11 protein-coding genes are annotated in these 16,182 nt (G+C 60.4%); 4 read left to right on the top strand and 7 right to left on the bottom strand.

What is annotated here, in order from left to right; all coding sequences use genetic code 11:
• Positions 1 to 13: 13 nt before the first annotated feature.
• Positions 14 to 2,215 carry a sensor domain-containing protein gene (locus EPK99_RS06740; RefSeq protein WP_128442296.1) on the bottom strand — a complete coding sequence of 734 codons (2,202 nt, stop codon included), beginning with the start codon at positions 2,213 to 2,215 and terminating at the stop codon, positions 14 to 16.
• A 241-nt stretch (positions 2,216 to 2,456) separates the two neighbouring features.
• Here EPK99_RS06740 and EPK99_RS06735 point away from each other — a divergent pair, with 241 nt between their 5' ends.
• Complete coding sequence (locus EPK99_RS06735) at positions 2,457 to 3,356, top strand: GGDEF domain-containing protein (RefSeq protein WP_128443340.1); 900 nt, start codon at positions 2,457 to 2,459, stop codon at positions 3,354 to 3,356.
• Between the two features lie 79 nt (positions 3,357 to 3,435).
• Positions 3,436 to 5,799 carry an FdhF/YdeP family oxidoreductase gene (locus tag EPK99_RS06730; protein ID WP_128442295.1) on the top strand — a complete coding sequence of 788 codons (2,364 nt, stop codon included), beginning with the start codon at positions 3,436 to 3,438 and terminating at the stop codon, positions 5,797 to 5,799.
• A gap of 53 nt (positions 5,800 to 5,852) precedes the next feature.
• Here EPK99_RS06730 and EPK99_RS06725 read toward each other — a convergent pair whose 3' ends face one another.
• From EPK99_RS06725 to gpt, 3 genes are all read right to left on the bottom strand, one after another.
• Positions 5,853 to 7,199 carry a peptidoglycan L,D-endopeptidase MepK gene (locus EPK99_RS06725; protein ID WP_128442294.1) on the bottom strand — a complete coding sequence of 449 codons (1,347 nt, stop codon included), beginning with the start codon at positions 7,197 to 7,199 and terminating at the stop codon, positions 5,853 to 5,855.
• Between the two features lie 291 nt (positions 7,200 to 7,490).
• On the bottom strand, positions 7,491 to 11,315 hold the full coding sequence (locus tag EPK99_RS06720) for a vitamin B12-dependent ribonucleotide reductase (RefSeq protein WP_128442293.1): 3,825 nt from the start codon (positions 11,313 to 11,315) through the stop codon (positions 7,491 to 7,493).
• Positions 11,316 to 11,972: 657 nt separating this feature from the next.
• Positions 11,973 to 12,470, bottom strand: a complete 498-nt coding sequence (gpt, locus tag EPK99_RS06715) for a xanthine phosphoribosyltransferase (RefSeq protein ID WP_128443339.1) — start codon at positions 12,468 to 12,470, stop codon at positions 11,973 to 11,975.
• A gap of 202 nt (positions 12,471 to 12,672) precedes the next feature.
• On the opposite strand from gpt, the gene EPK99_RS06710 reads away from it, so the two are divergent.
• Entirely contained in the window at positions 12,673 to 12,975 is a 303-nt protein-coding gene (locus tag EPK99_RS06710; protein ID WP_128442292.1) for a hypothetical protein, read from the top strand.
• 36 nt (positions 12,976 to 13,011) lie between these two features.
• On the opposite strand, the gene EPK99_RS06705 is transcribed toward EPK99_RS06710, so the two are convergent.
• Together EPK99_RS06705 and EPK99_RS06700 are read right to left on the bottom strand one after the other, a co-directional pair.
• Positions 13,012 to 13,851, bottom strand: coding sequence for a universal stress protein (locus EPK99_RS06705; protein ID WP_128442291.1), 840 nt, complete (start codon positions 13,849 to 13,851; stop codon positions 13,012 to 13,014).
• Positions 13,852 to 13,951: 100 nt separating this feature from the next.
• Positions 13,952 to 14,737, bottom strand: a complete 786-nt coding sequence (locus EPK99_RS06700) for a competence/damage-inducible protein A (RefSeq protein ID WP_128442290.1) — start codon at positions 14,735 to 14,737, stop codon at positions 13,952 to 13,954.
• Between the two features lie 237 nt (positions 14,738 to 14,974).
• Here EPK99_RS06700 and wrbA point away from each other — a divergent pair, with 237 nt between their 5' ends.
• Positions 14,975 to 15,574, top strand: coding sequence for an NAD(P)H:quinone oxidoreductase type IV (wrbA, locus tag EPK99_RS06695; protein WP_128442289.1), 600 nt, complete (start codon positions 14,975 to 14,977; stop codon positions 15,572 to 15,574).
• Between the two features lie 74 nt (positions 15,575 to 15,648).
• Here the strand turns inward: wrbA and EPK99_RS06690 are convergent, their stop codons facing one another.
• A complete protein-coding gene (locus EPK99_RS06690) occupies positions 15,649 to 16,026 on the bottom strand; it encodes a hypothetical protein (RefSeq protein ID WP_128442288.1) in 378 nt (125 codons plus the stop codon).
• Positions 16,027 to 16,182 lie beyond the last annotated feature (156 nt).

Genomic DNA, 16,182 nt, shown 5'->3' with positions numbered 1-16,182 from the left:
GGCGCCAAGCTGGTCAGGGCAACGTTCGCCGTAACTCGGCGGCCGGCATGGGACGCCCTTCAAGATATCCCTGGACCTCTTCGCATCCAGCCTGGCGCAGGTAGTCTGCTTGGGCCTGCGTCTCCACGCCTTCTGCGAGGACGACAAGGCCAAGCTTCTGCCCAAGCGAAATGACGGCTGAGACGATCGCCATGCTGTCTTCGTCTTCCGGGATCTCGGAAATGAACGAACGGTCGATCTTGAGGCGAGTCAGCGGAAAGCGCTTCAGCATGCTGAGGCTCGAATAGCCTGTCCCGAAATCGTCGAGAGCTAGGCTAAGCCCGAGTTGAGTGAGTTCGCCCATTCGCGTGACGGCGGCCTCCACATTCTTCATGATCAGGCTTTCGGTAATCTCGATCTCCAGCCAGCGCGGATCAAGTCCGGTTTCTTCAAGGACCGCCGCAACCAGTTTTGGCAAGCCGGGCTCTTGGAACTGACGCGTGGACATGTTCACGCTCATCCTGACGGGCACAAGGCCCTCGTCCTGCCAGGCTTTGGCTTGCCGACACGCTTTGACCAGCACCGCCAGTCCGAGATCGAGGATCAATCCCGTTTCTTCCGCCAAGGGGACGAATTGCGCAGGAGCGATCAGGCCCTCCTTGGGATGCTGCCAACGCACAAGTGCCTCGACGCCCGTCAGGGCCCCCGTTTTGAGGTTTTTCTGGGGCTGGTAATGCAGGATGATCTCGTCCTGCAACAAGGCGCGGCGCAGATCTTCTATCCGCAACAGCTTCTGCGAGGAAGCCTCGGCCAATTCCTTGTTAAACGTGTAGGATCCGTCGCGGCCGTCGAGCTTCGCCCGATACATTGCCAGGTCGGCATGAGCCAGCAGCTCGGACGTGCTGGTGCCGTGATCGGGAAAGATGGCGATCCCCATGCTCGACGTGACCTGCAGCTCGATCCCTTTTATATTGTAGTATCGCCGAATGCTTTTACGCAGGCTGTCCATACGATCCTCAAGGCTCACGACGCCGTCGCCGTTGAGGACCACGACGAATTCGTCGCCACCGATCCGCGACACGAGCCCGTGGTGTCCGATATGGATCGACAGGCCGGCGGCGACCTCCTTGAGCAGTTCGTCTCCCGCCTCATGCCCAAGGCTGTCATTGACGAGCTTGAAATTGTCCACGTCGATGAAGGAGACCGCGACGCTGCCGCCGGTTTCGCCCGCATGTCTCAGAATGGTCTTCAGTTCCTCGTCCAGCTTTATGCGCGATGGCAGGCCTGTCAGCGCATCATGCTCGGCAAGAAACCGTATCCGGCTTTCGGAGTGGATGCGGTCGATCGCGATCCCCGCCATATGGGCCGCGCCGTTCAGGAAATCCTGGATGGCGGGATTGATTGAGTCCCCGGGAATTGAAACGGCGAGGAGACCGTGAAGCTCACCATCGGAAGAGCGGATATCGAGGCGGCGGATCTTGTCGCGCATCCCAAATGTTTCACGGGCGATCGACTCGAATGTGTCCGAGGTGGAGGAAAGGTCGCCAATGGCGATCCGCTTGTTGTCCGAATAGTCCGGGTAATGCAGCGAGAACATTGGTTCGTGTCGCCCCCTGGCAAGGAACACCGCTGCCTGCAGACCTGGCGCAATGCCTTCAAGAAGAAGCGCGAACCTGTCGATGAATTGGGGAAGCGGCGCGGAGTCCACCACCAGCCGCAGCAGCTCCGCCTGGGCCGCCATGAGCATTTCGGAAGCTTTGCGAGCAGTGATGTCCCGCGAAGCGCCGACGACGCCGATGATTGTTCCGTCGGCGCTCCTGAGCGGCACGCGAGACATCATCAGCCATTTGTCCCAACCGGCCTTCATCGCCCGCTCCTCCAGGCCGAGGTCGGCTTGGCCCGATACCATGACGCGGCGCTCGACGTCGTCTATGGCAGACGCGGCAGCCGACCCATGGAGTTCTGCATCCGTCCGACCGATAATTTCGTTCACGCTCGCCATACCATTGTTGTGCACGACGGCATGGTTGGCGAAAAGGAAGCGGCCTTCCAGATCCTTCGCATAGATGAAGTCCGGCACGTGATTGATCATGGCTTCCAGCCAGAGGTAGCGCTCTGCCAGTGAAGGTTCGTCGTGAATGTCCTTAGTGGGCTTAAGACGATCCGCCGGCCTTCCGGGGAAACCCCTATCCACCGATGCGGTATGGCGCTTGCTGGTCTTGCTGTCCGATTTCACAAAATGGCTCCTTTAGACCCGCAATCATCGCTGGAACCTGTTAGACAAAGATGAAGGTGTCATGATCGTATTTTCCAAGTTGCGAATGCTGCCTTGTATTGGATTTTGTACTTGCAAGATGCACCGCTTGCCAAATCTCTAACAGTTTATTCATCGCTGCACGCCTACATGGAATCTACAATTCACCTGGGGGCATGAGGCCTTGGCCACTGCGGAAATCGCCTTTCAGATAGCTCAGCTCATGGAAGCTTCGGGCGTGATGGTCGCGGCCTTCGATCATAATGACAAACTGTGTTTCGCCAACCGCGCTTTTCGCGAGGCCTGGTTCATCGTTGAGAGCGAGGAGCTTTTCTGGGCAGACTTCATGCGCCGGAATTTCCATGCTGGACGCGGCACGGTCATCGCGGCTGCGGATTTCGAAAGCTGGCTTCTCTCGACACTGGCCCGCCGGGGCAAAACCATGCACCGCGCCTTCGAGACGGATCTCCATGACGGCCGCTGGCTGTGGATGACCGAAACAACTCATCCGGATGGCTGGATGCTCTGTGTCGCCGTCGATATCACATCGGTGAAAATCGATGAAAGGTCGTTGCGTCAGGACCGCGACTTTGCCGTCAAGGCCTCACAGACGGATGATTTGACCGGTATTCCCAGCAGACGGTTCGTGATGTCGAAGCTGGATGACCTTTTGCGCGACGATCGGGAAGAAGGCCTCGGCGGAACTATCGCCGTGCTCGACATCGACAATTTCAAATATATCAACGATCGTTTCGGTCATCCGGTGGGCGATGCGGTTCTCAAGGATTTCGCCGCGAGCCTGCAGCACCTCATTCGCAAGACGGATGTGCTCGGTCGCGTCGGGGGCGAGGAGTTCGTGCTCGTCCTGCCAAAAACGTCGCCTCAGGAAGCGGAAGTGCTTGTGCAGCGCATGCTGACCGAGGTCCGGCGTTCCCGTCCGGTGCCGCAGCAGGCGAGCTTTCGCTATACGTTCTCGGCAGGGATAGCTTCCATTCTACCGGGCGACACTGCGGAAAATGTGTACCGCCGCGCAGACCTTGCACTTTATGCAGCCAAGATGAGAGGCCGCGACCAGATCGGCCTTGATCCTTCTGTTCATCAGCTTACGCGTCAGATACCCTGATCGCCATTGATCTCCTGGGAACTAGCGGCCTCTCTTGGGGTTCAGCCTGTATCGTTACATCGAAGATAGGAGGCCGCGGATGGCCGAGGGTCGCAAATCTGCTCCGGAACAACAGTCGGCGGGAGGCTGGGGTGCATTGAATGCCGTCGAACGGCATCTCGGCAAGCAGCAGATTTTGCTGAAGGGCAACCGGGCGCTGCTCTCCATGAACAAACCAGGCGGCTTCGATTGCCCAAGTTGCGCCTGGCCGGATCCTGACAAACCGCATTTTGCCGAATATTGCGAGAACGGCGCCAAGGCTGTGGCCTGGGAAGCGACCAAGAAACGAACTGGCCCGGATTTCTTCGCGGAACATACTGTCGAGGAGCTCAAGTCCTGGACGGATCACGACCTCGAAGACCATGGCCGTCTGACGCATCCCATGCGCTACGATGCAGCGGCCGACAAATACTACCCCGTGGAGTGGGAGACGGCGCTGGCCGATATCGGCGAAAGGCTCCGCAAGCTGGATCCCAAGCGTGTGAACTTTTACACCTCCGGCCGCACGTCGAACGAAGCAGCTTTCCTCTGGCAGCTCCACGGCCGCCTGTTCGGCACGAACAATTTCCCGGACTGCTCCGACATGTGCCACATGACGACCACCGTGGCGCTTCCCCAAAGCATCGGCATCGGCAAGGGAACCGTGACCCTGGAGGACTGGGAGCATTGCGACGCTCTCTTCATCATAGGTCAGAACCCCGGCACCAACAGCCCGCGGATGATGACCAATCTGCACGGAATGGCAAAGCGCGGCGTCCCCATCGTCGCCTTCAATCCGCTGAAGGAACGGGCGCTGGTGCGCTTCAGCGATCCTCAGAGCCCGGTCGAGATGCTGACGGGCAAAGGCCAGAAGATCAGCTCGAGCTATTTCCAGCTTCGGACCGGCGGCGACATCATGGCGATGCAGGGAATCTGCAAGGCGGTGATTGCGGCCGACGATGCGGCGCAGGAGCAGGGACGTCCTCGGGTGCTGGATGTGGCCTTTCTGGCGGAGCATACCCATGGCTTCGAGGAGTTTGCGGAGTTCGTCCGCAATCTCGTTTGGGACGAGATTGAGCATTACACGGCGCTCTCTCGAAATGAGATCGAGCATGCCGCCGACATCTATATGAAGGCCGAGCGGGTGATCGTTTGCTGGGGCATGGGGATCACCCAGCACAAGCATGGCGGCGACGCCATGCACCAGATCCTCAATCTTCTGTTCCTGCGCGGCAATGTCGGCCGGCTCGGGGCTGGGCCTTGTCCGATCAGGGGGCACTCCAATGTCCAGGGCGACCGGACTGTGGGCATCAACAAGACCCCGACCGAAGCCTTTCTCTCCAAGCTCGACCAGGCCTTCGGCTTCCGCAGCCCACGCGAACACGGCCACGATACGGCCGAATGCTGCGAAGCCATCCTGCGCGGCGAAGTGGACGCTTTCCTTGCCATGGGCGGCAATTTCTTCAGGGCCATCCCGGATATCGAGCGGATCGCCGAGAAGGTGCCGCAGATCGGCTTGACCGTTCATGTGGCGACCAAGCTTAACCGCAGCCATCTCATCCACGGCAAGAACGCCTATATCCTGCCGGCGCTGGGCCGGACGGAACTCGACATGCAGAACGGCCAGGCGCAGACGATCACCGTGGAGGACAGCTTCTCCATGGTGCATGGCTCTACCGGCATGTTGGCGCCGGCCAGCGAGCACTGCCGATCCGAACCGTGGATCATCGCCAATCTTGCCAAAGCCACGGTCGCCGACCGGGCGGTGATCGACTGGGATGGCATGACCGCCGATTATGACCGCATCCGCGACAAGATCGAGGAAGTCTTTCCCGACCAGTTCACCGACTTCAACCAGCGCATCGGCAAGCCGGGCGGCTTCAAGCTGCCCAATAGCGCAAGCGAGCGCGTTTGGAACACGCCGACCGGAAAAGCGAACTTCCTGTTCAACCCCGACATCAAGGACCAGAACGACGATAATCCCGAGCACCCGCATCTGCAGCTCATGACCCTGCGCAGCCATGACCAGTTCAACACGACCATCTACTCCAACAATGACCGCTATCGCGGTGTTTCCGGAGAGCGGATGGTCGTGTTCATGAACGAGCAGGATATGGCCGAGCTGGGCTTGAGCGAAGGCTCCATGGTCGAATTTACCTGCGCTACGGATGTCGGGACCTTGCGCCGCGTCTCCGGTTTCAAGGTGGTTGCCTATGACGTGCCGAAAGGCTGTTGCGGCGCTTATTACCCGGAGACCAACGCATTGCTGCCGCTATCCCACCGCGATGAGGGCAGCAATACTCCGGCGGCCAAATCCGTTCCCGTGATCATTACGCGCGTGGAGCCCGGCGAGCCGGCGTCCAGCAAGCCGGAGGTTCCGGTGTCGCGGCCCGCGATTCCCAACCCTCTGACGCCGGCCGTTTGAAGCCATAAGCTGATCGTCGTTTCGGACGGGCAGCCGCATGCTTGATGACATGCTCAGCCGTCCGACCAGAAGCGACCGCCGTCGAATCTGTCGGAAGCCGCAAGCGGCAGCGGCGCTGGAGTTGTCTGGGCCGTGTGGTCGGCGAGCGCCCGCTCCACCACATAAGGCGCCGTCATTTCCAGCGTGCTGCCGGGTGGTGAGACGGCCCAGGCGAGCAGGGCCTCCTGTCCGTCGAACGCGTCTTCCGGTTCCATATCCGCACTGCCGATCGGGAGAGACGCGATCGATGCGGTCGTTTGCCCCGACCCACCACCGATTTCCCGACCAAAGCCTTGAACCAGAGTAGGCGCGGCTGCGAATGCCCGCGCGGGAGGTCCATCCGGGGCAATGCCTGCTGCCGGGGCAGGGCGGGTAACGTCCAGTGCTGCAGTCTCGACTGGACGTCCGATTGGTGGAGAAGGGCGTAAGGCTGGCGTCGGCACCGCAAGCGATGCGAGATCGGTGAAGCCCGGAGCGGGCGCCGATGCCGATGCTGCCGGCGCACGAACCTGAGCCGCAAGCGCCATTTCCGCCCGGCTGCGGGGCGTTGGCAGCATGGCTGTCGCAACACTGCGGCGCGACGGAAGCTCGTCTTCGCCCTCCTCAATCGGTGCGCTGGCGATCTCGACCGATTTCGCAGCCGCGCCCCGCCGCTTGTATTGGGCAACCGCCTGCGTATAGCCCGAAAGCGGCCTGCCATCGGCCGGCATATGCACGGTGCGCCCATCGGGAAACAGTCGGGCGAGTTCCTGCCGCGACATGCGCGGCCAGGCCCGGACATTGCCGACATCGACATGCACGAATGTCGGATAATAGCCGACGCCGCCGCCCTGCAACTGGATCGCAAGCGCCCGCAGCGTGGAGAGCTTGATGCCTGGGATGTAGAAATCCACGGCGCGGCCCAGCATGTGCTGACTCTTGGTGGCGACGCCGGACACGCGGGAACGGCCCTTGAGCATGCTGTTGGTTGAGGGCGACCGGTAGCCGGACACGATATGGATCGGCCCCTCGGCGCCGCTTCGATCATAGATCTCCCAGACCAGATCGAGCAGGCGCGGGTCGATTCGCGCGGTCTCGTTGCGGCGCCAGTCGCGCAGGAAATGGTTCATCTGCGCGAGACCCTTGGGATCGAGCCGACCGTCGCGCTTATAGGTGATTTCGGCCCGCTCGCCCGTGTGGGTGAAGAACAGCTTCAGCGCCCTATCCTCCGCCTCGGCGCCGGCGACCGATCCGACCAGTGCTGCAAACGTCACCGCGGCCGTCCGCAATGCCCGGGCAAAACCACCAATCAGCCTTGCCAGAAGGCCTGAAACGAAGCTGCCGGAAATCGGCGGCGACAGAAGCGAAAGAGACTGAAACACGACACACCCGCTTGACCGAACACATGAAGGCGGAGCGGCAGGCTGCGGCCAGCTCCGGCGAACCAGGCGTCGATTATGGTCAATGAAATGCTAACGGGAGGTTGATGGGCAGCGAAGTGCGAGCCAGGGACACGCGTTTGTGAGGGCTACGACAAGGGCTTGGCAAAGCGCCTGCACAACTGACATCATTCAACAAAAGAAAATCCCCGCGACGAAATCAATCACCGCGGGGATCAGCTCACCTAGTTGTTTTGCCGGAAGCGGTTGTTACTCCGCTAATCCCTGCACTTATCAGCTGCAGCCACTGGTTGCGCCGCATGTGTCGCACTTTTCGCAGGTGCCGTTGCGCACCATGGTGAAGTTCTGGCACTCGCCGCACATATTGCCCGTATAGCCCTGCGCGATGGAGCGGATGCGCCGTTCCTTCTCCATCTTCTTGGCCTCCGCCTTGGCAGCGGCGGCGTCCGCTTCCGCCTTGTCGGAGAAGAGGGCGGTGGCAGCCTGCTGGCCTTCGTCGGCAAGCGCTTCCTCGGCGATCTCTTCCGTCAGTTCCTTGGCGCGCTCCTCATAATCACGCTTGAAGGAGACGACTTCGGAAGTCGAGATGGCGACCGTGGTCTCCAGCTTGCGCGCAGCGGAACCGGCAAACGAGGCGCCGCCGATCGAAGTGACATTCGCCGAGGCGCGGGCAGGGGCGGCGGTCGCCGCGCCCTTCGGTTCGGAGCCGGTGCGGTCCGTCTGGCCGCCCTGGATCAGGGTCGGCTTGTAGCCGCGGGTCCAGCCGGTGGACAGCAGGTTGGTCTTGCCTTCCTGGATGCCCTTGCCCAGCGCCGTCTGCGAGAAGTCCGACGTATCCACATGCGCGAGGTCATGGCGGCCGAGATAGGAGACGGCAAGTTCGCGGAACACGTAGTCGAGGATCGACGTGGCGTTCTTGATCGCGTCATTGCCGGTCACAATGCCGGCCGGCTCGAACTTGGTGAAGGTGAAGGCCTCCACATATTCTTCAAGCGGCACGCCATACTGGAGGCCGAGCGAGATCGCGATGGCGAAGTTGTTCATCATCGCACGGAAGGCGGCACCTTCCTTGTGCATGTCGATGAAGATCTCGCCGATGCGGCCATCGCCGAATTCGCCAGTGCGCAGATACACCTTGTGGCCGCCGACATTGGCCTTCTGGGTATAGCCCTGGCGGCGGTTCGGCAGCTTTTCCCGTTCGCGGGTTACCCGTTCGATCACGCGTTCGATGATCTTCTCGGTGATGGTGACCGCTTGAGCCGCTGCCGGTGCCTGGATCAGGTCCTCCAGCGCATCCTCGTCGTCCTCGTCCTCGATCAGCGAGGAGTTGAGCGGCTGCGACAGCTTGGAGCCGTCACGATAGAGCGCGTTCGCCTTCACGCCGAGCTTCCACGACAGCATGTAGGCCGAGCCGCAATCTTCCACGGTCGCATCATTGGGCATGTTGATCGTCTTGGAGATCGCACCCGAGATGAACGGCTGGGCAGCGGCCATCATGCGGATATGGCTTTCGACCGAGAGATAGCGCTTGCCGATCTTGCCGCAGGGATTGGCGCAATCGAAGACCGGAAGATGCTCGTTTTTCAGGAAGGGCGCGCCTTCCAACGTCATCGCACCGCAGACATGGATATTGGCGGCCTCGATGTCCTTCTTCGGGAAGCCGATATGCTCGAGCAGGTTGAAGCTCATGTCGGACAGCTGTGCGTCCGTCACCTTCAGCGTGTTCTTCAGGAAGTCGGCGCCCAGGGTCCACTGGTTGAACACGAACTTGATGTCGAAGGCTGCTTTGGTGGCACCGTTGATCGCCTCGATCTTCTCGTCGGTAAAGCCCTTGGCGCGCAGCGAGCCGGGGTTGATGCCGGGCGCCTGGTTGATATTGCCGTGGCCGATTGCATAGGCTTCGATCTCGGCGATCTGGCTTTCCGTGTATCCGAGCGTACGCAGCGCTTCCGGCACGGCGCCGTTGATGATCTTGAAATAGCCGCCGCCGGCAAGCTTCTTGAACTTCACCAGGGCGAAGTCCGGCTCGATGCCGGTCGTGTCGCAATCCATGACGAGGCCGATCGTGCCGGTGGGCGCGATGACGGATACCTGGGCATTGCGGTAGCCATGCTGTTCGCCAAGCTGCAGCGCCTTGTCCCAGGCCGCCTTGGCATGGGCGGCGAGATCCTGGTCCGGGTTCTCCGAATGGATCAGCGGTACCGGATTGACCGAAAGCTGCTCGTAACCGGAAGCTTCGCCATGGGCGGCGCGGCGATGGTTACGGATGACCCGCAGCATGCTCTCGCGGTTTGGCGCGAAGCTGGGGAAGGGGCCGAGTTCTGACGCCATTTCGGCGGAGGTCGCATAGGCGACGCCGGTCATGATGGCGGTCAGCGAGCCGGCAATGGCGCGGCCTTCCGACGAGTCGTAGGGAATGCCGGTCGACATCAGCAATCCGCCGATATTGGCATAGCCGAGGCCGAGCGTGCGGTATTCGTAGGAGAGTTCGGCAATGCGGCGCGACGGGAACTGCGCCATCATGACGGACACTTCCAGCACGACCGTCCACAGGCGCACCGCATGCTCGTAATCGGCGATGTTGATGCGCTTGGTGTCCTTGTCCTTGAACTGCAGCAGGTTCAGCGAGGCAAGGTTGCAGGCCGTGTCGTCCAGGAACATGTATTCCGAGCACGGGTTCGAGCCGCGGATCGGGCCACCGGCCGGCGAAGTGTGCCAGTCATTCATGGTGGTGTTGAAGTGGATGCCCGGATCGGCAGACGCCCAGGCGGCATAGGAAATCTGCTCCCACAGATCGCGGGCCTTCAGAGTCTTCATCACCTTGCCGTCCTTGCGGGCGGTCAGGTTCCAGTCGCCATCGGTCTCGACAGCCTTGAGGAAGTCGTCCTTCAGCGAAACGGAATTGTTGGAGTTCTGGCCCGATACGGTCAGGTAGGCTTCCGAATCCCAGTCCGTGTCATAGGTCTTGAATTCCAGGTCCTTGTAGCCCTGGCGGGCGAACTGGATGACGCGACCGACGTAGTTTTCCGGAACCTGGTCCTTCTTGGCCGCCTTGATCTCGCGCTTCAGGGCGGGGTTCTTGGCGGGGTCGAAGCAGTCGTCGGCTTCGCCTTCGCAGTTCACGCAGGCCTTCATGATCGCCTTTAGATGCTTGGCGACGATTTTCGAGCCGGTGACGAGAGCCGCCACCTTCTGCTCTTCCTTGACCTTCCAGTTGATGTATTCCTCGATATCCGGATGATCGATATCGACCACCACCATCTTGGCGGCGCGGCGGGTCGTACCGCCAGACTTGATCGCGCCGGCAGCCCGGTCGCCGATCTTCAGGAAGCTCATCAGGCCAGACGAGCGGCCGCCGCCCGACAGCTTTTCGCCGGCGCCGCGCAGCATGGAGAAGTTGGAACCGGTGCCGGAGCCATACTTGAACAGGCGCGCCTCGCGTACCCACAGGTCCATGATGCCGCCCTCGTTGACGAGATCGTCTTCCACGGACTGGATGAAGCAGGCATGCGGCTGCGGATGCTCATAGGCCGACTTCGACTTGGTGAGCTTGCCCGTGAACGGGTCGATGTAGAAATGTCCCTGGCCGGGGCCGTCAATGCCATAGGCCCAGTGCAGGCCGGTGTTGAACCACTGCGGCGAATTCGGCGCAACGCGCTGGGTGGCGAGCATGTAGGCAAGCTCGTCCTTGAAGGCGGAGGCGTCTTCTTCCGACGAGAAATAGCCGCCCTTCCAGCCCCAATAGGTCCAGGTGCCGGCCAGACGGTCGAAAACCTGGCGCGCATCGGTTTCAGAGCCGTACTGCTCGTCCTTCGGCAGATCCTTCAGCGCCCTTTCGTCGGCAACCGAGCGCCACAGGAAGGAAGGAACGTCGTTTTCTTCCACCTTCCGCATGACCTTGGGCACGCCGGCCTTGCGGAAATACTTCTGCGCAAGCACGTCGGTGGCGACCTGGGAAAATTGGACCGGGACGTCGATATCCGCGAGCCGGAAGACGATGGAACCATCCGGATTGCGGATCTCGCTGACCGCCTTGCGGAACTCGATCTCCGCATAGGCGCCCTGGCCGGGCTTGGTAAAACGACGTTCGATGCGCATTGCCTTATCCTCGTCAGTTGGCGCCGCATTCAGGGCGCACGTGTCCGCGCCGGCTGCTCGCCATCATGGGCAGCCGGTTCCAATCTCGTCATCCAGTGAATCATCGTGGATGCCTATCTGTATCTTGTGATGGATGGTGGCTGCAAACACTAAATATAGTATTAACAGTTTCTTTCCGCCAGCGCCAGTCACAGTTTCAGCAGCTTTTCAGGCACAGGAAACCGGTAGGCGAATGGTTTGTCAAAACCAGTTCAACCCTCACATGTTTCCGTCCGAACTCGAAAAAAGACCGGCCTCGTTATGTCCGGTCCAGTCGCCGCCGCAACCTGTGGGCAATGTCGTCCGTCAGCTCAGATTCGTCAAGGCGTAGAATGCAACGCTTTTATAACCACAAGATATTGTAGTTTTTGGCTGTGGATAACGGGGATGAAAATTCGTCAGGAATCTCAGTGTCTTGCGCCGCCGAATTCCAGCAGGCCTGTAGCATATCGAGAAATCGACACGAAATCGGGCCATGGGCGAGCCCGTTTATACAGGGTTTCGTGAACTTTCGTGCGTACCATACTGGCGCAGCTGCAACTTCCGCAGCCGAAGCTTTCGAAAAGCCCGTACGGCAGGACCGGCGGGCTCTCGCAACAGCACATTGGAAAGGAATTATCAGCCCTTGTGGCCTTTGGCGATCGGCTCCTGGTAGGTGAAGCCCATATCCCAGGGGAAGTAGATCCAGGTATCCTGGCTCACTTCGGTCACGAAGGTGTCGATGGTCGGAACGCCGGAGGGCTTGGCATAGACGCAGGCGAAGTGGGCCCTGGGCAGCATGGCGCGCACTTCCGAAGCCGTCTTGCCGGTATCCGTCAGATCGTCGACCACCAGCACGCCTTCGCCCTCGTTCTTCGTGAGCTCCGGCGAGATTGCCTTCAGAAGGGTCATCTCGCCCTGGTTCACATAATCATGGTAGGAGGCGATGCAGACCGTCTCGATCAGGCGAATGTTGAGTTCGCGCGAGATGATCGCTGCAGGCACAAGCCCACCTCGGGTGATGCACACGATGGCATGGAAGCTGCGGTTGAGGCCGGCAAGGCGCCAAGCAAGTGCACGGGCGTCGCGGTGAAACTGATCCCAGGTTACGGGAAAGGCTTTTTCAGGAAGAGACATGATGGTGGCTGCCATTAGCAAGAGATGCGTTGGCTCTCGCTAATAGCGGCAAGTCCGGCTGCCTGGCAAGAAGGCGGCAAACAGCAATCCTGTTGCGCATTCGATCACGCGCTAAAATAACGTACGGTTCCGCACCCAATCTGACACGTTTTCCTGTTCGTGTATTCTCTTCCCATCGTTGCACCTACGATAGGGGAAAGCCATGACTGGCCACGGGTCCTTCTTCCCGGCAGCAATAGCCCTTCATGATCTGCGGACCATGCGCGAAGCAGTGCGTCGCTCGGCGAAGCTCACTGGAGCAGTGCACCGGGCAGAGCTGGATGTGCTCGCCAAGATCGTCTTCCGGTATTATGCACGAGGATTGGCGGATCCGAGGCGGCTGGCGGATATCGCCGCCTTCCTGTCCAGCTCTCGCGCTTTCCATAATGAACTTGCATATAGCCAGACGAGCGGTGGCGCCATCGACGGGGCAAGGCAACAGGTGGGATCGCCATCAGCCCCATGAGGCGCATAGTCGCCCCGTCGTCGCCCGATCGCAGGCTTATCGCGACAGCAGGGTCAGCGCCGTCATCGAGTCGAGGATATTGCGGGTAACGCCACCGAAGATCATTTCCCACCAGCGGGAGTGGCCGTAGCCGCCCATGACGAGAAGGTCGACGTCCTTGCCGGAAAGACGGGCTTCGATCACCGCTGCCGGCGATCCTCCGCTGCTTTCATGGTTGGTGACGGATGCGTTGACGCCATGGCGAGACAGCGAGTTGGCAATCTCGGCGCCGGCCGGCAGATAGGTCTGGTTCGAACGCTCCGGGGGATCCACGACAAGAATTTCAACGCTCTCGGCGGCCTGCAGGAATGGCAGCGAATCGAATGTGGCGCGGGCCGCCTCACGCGATCCGTTCCAGGCGATCATGACGCGCCGGATCGGCTGAAGCTGCGTCATGGCGTGAGGGACGAGCAGCAGCGGCCGGCCGCTGTCGAACAGAAAGGTTTCCAGATCCGCGCGGTGATCCGAATGGGAGGGGTCGCTCTGGCTGGCGATAATAAGGTCGGCCGCGCGGGCCGATTCCATAAAGGGGTTCGAGCTGTAGCCGGCTGCGGACAGAAAGCTGCGCCATTCGGTGGGCACACCTTTGCCTTCGGCGTGAAGCTCGAAAACCCGCTTTACCTCGGCTGTTTCCTTCTGAGCGACTTCCTGCAGCACCTGGATTGCAGCAGGGTCGGGAATTTCCATGGGCGCGATCAGCGGCATGGCGGAAAGCGTCTCCGCATGGCAGCCAATCAAATGGGCCGAGAACTGCGACGCCACTGCAACGCCAAAATCGCTGATCTGGCGAGCATTCTGCGGTGTATCCAGAATGGCGAGGATTGTCTTATAGGTCATGGTCATCTTCCTCGGGACGTAAACGATACTGAAGCTGATATCTGAGATCGGCTGTGTCTTGGTTGATCCGCGTCAAGCTGCGTTGCACTGCGGGTTAAGGTCAGGCATCCGCTGTCGGGTTCGCCGGGGTCTTCGCCCTGTCGATGCCGGCGATCATCTCGACCACGGCCTCGGCCGCCGCATCGAGGGCCTGCTGGTCCCGAGCACGCACCACAATCTCTGTAGAGAAGCGCTGCCCATCATATTTGGGATAAGAGCCTATGCTGGTATTGGGATGCGCCTTCTGGACCGCGCCGAGTAGCGTGCCGATATCGCCTTCGCCATAGGGGCAGGGCACGGCACGCGACAGCATCTTGGCGCCCGAACGCAGCGTAGGGAGCACATTGTCCACCATGGCTTGGAAGACCTGCGGCACGCCAGCCATGACATGCACATTGCCGATGATAAAGCCGGGCGCCGTCGAGACCGGATTGGGAATGTGCCGCGCACCCTGCGGCATGCGGGCCATGCGCTGGCGTGCGTCGGTGAATTCCATCTCCCGGCGCTTGTACATGTCGCCGAGGAGCTGCATCGCGTCCGGGTCATGGATGCAAGGCACGCCGAAGGCTTTTGACACCGCGTCGGCGGTAATGTCGTCATGAGTGGGACCGATGCCCCCAGAGGTAAAGACGTAGTCGTAGCGCGTGCGCAGCGCGTTGAGTGCCTCGACGATGGCGTCTTCCTCGTCCGCCACGATCCGCACCTCCTTGAGGTCGATGCCGGAAAGCGTCAGCAGTTCGGCCAGATGGCCGATATTCTTGTCCTTGGTTCGGCCAGACAGAAGTTCGTCGCCGATGGCAAGAATGGCAGCCGTGACGAGTGGGGATGATGAGGCAGCTTCCGACATGAGTTTCTCCGTGACCTGGTAGTCCTAGGCCTAAAAAATGTGGGACAAAAGTGCTTTCTGACAATCCGCGGACGGGCGCTCCTGTCATCGATTTGTCGTTGCAAGTGAAATAAAGTTCGGAAGGTTGAACACTGCGTCTGCTCTGGGCGGAGGTTCCAAAACGCCGCAAAACCGTTACAACCTGCCCCGGCTCAAGGCTGCAAGGCCGATTACGTAATACAGCAACAGGAGAAGATCATGGCGAAGGTTCTGGTTCTATACTATTCGGCCTACGGTCACATCGAAACCATGGCGAATGCCGTGGCAGAAGGCGCCAAATCCGCCGGCGCGGACGTGACGGTCAAGCGCGTACCCGAACTCGTTCCGGAAGACGTCGCCAAGGCTTCGTATTTCAAGATCGACCAGGAAGCGCCGATTGCGACGCCAGACGAACTGGCGGATTACGATGCGATCATCTTTGGCTGTGGCACGCGCTTCGGCACCGTGGCGTCGCAGATGCGCAATTTCATCGACCAGACGGGGGGTCTTTGGGCCCAGGGCAAATTGGTGGGCAAGGTCGGCTCGGTCTTCACCGCGTCCGCCTCGCAGCATGGCGGGCAGGAATCCACCATTCTCGGCTTCATCCCGACCCTGCTGCACCACGGCATGATCGTCGTCGGCTTGCCTTACGCCTTCCAGGGCCAGTTGGGCCTCGAAGAAATCAAGGGCGGTTCGCCTTACGGCGCCAGCACCATCACCGGCGGCGACGGCTCACGCCAGCCGTCGCAGGTCGAGCTCGAGGCTGCCCACTTCCAGGGCGCTCATGTCGCCAAGATTGCGGCAAAAATTTCGGCTTGATCATTGGAATGCAGGAAGGGCGCGATGCCGTGGCATCGCGCCCTTCTTGATTCTAGCTTCGAATGGAAGCCTGTTCAATCGTCGTTTTGCATCCAGAACCGGCGGAAGCGGCGCTGGTCTCGTTCGTGGTCACGCCCATCGCCATTGTCCTGAACGGCATCCGGCCTGCGGCGTTCATCGCGATCCCAATGGCGCTGCCGTTCCTGGCCCTCATCGCTATTATAGCGCGACTGGTCGTAGCGTGGGCGCTCGTAGCGGGGCTCATCATAGCGAGGTCGGTCGTAACGCGGCCTATTTTCGTATTGCCTGTAATAGGAGGGGCGATTGTAGGTTGGCGTCTCGTCGTAGTCTTCGCCATCAGTGACACAACCTGCCAGCGTAAGGCAGCACATCCCGAGCATGATGCCGACGCTCCATTTTCTACGCATAGTCTTGGCAGTACTGAGTTCCATTGTGAAAGCCCTCCATCTTATATTTTACAGTTGTTGAACATGCGCTCCGGTGCAGCATATCGACGTATCTAAGCACTCGTTTTATTGACGTCATCTTGAACGGCTGCTGAATACATCGGATCAAGACGCCGTTGCGTCTAACGCGCCTCGACGCGT

The sequence above is a fragment of the Neorhizobium lilium genome (assembly GCF_004053875.1).
Classification (GTDB): Bacteria; Pseudomonadota; Alphaproteobacteria; order Rhizobiales; family Rhizobiaceae; genus Neorhizobium; species Neorhizobium lilii.
The sequence above is the reverse complement of the archived record's forward strand: the minus strand, read 5'-3'. Positions and strand labels throughout refer to the sequence as shown.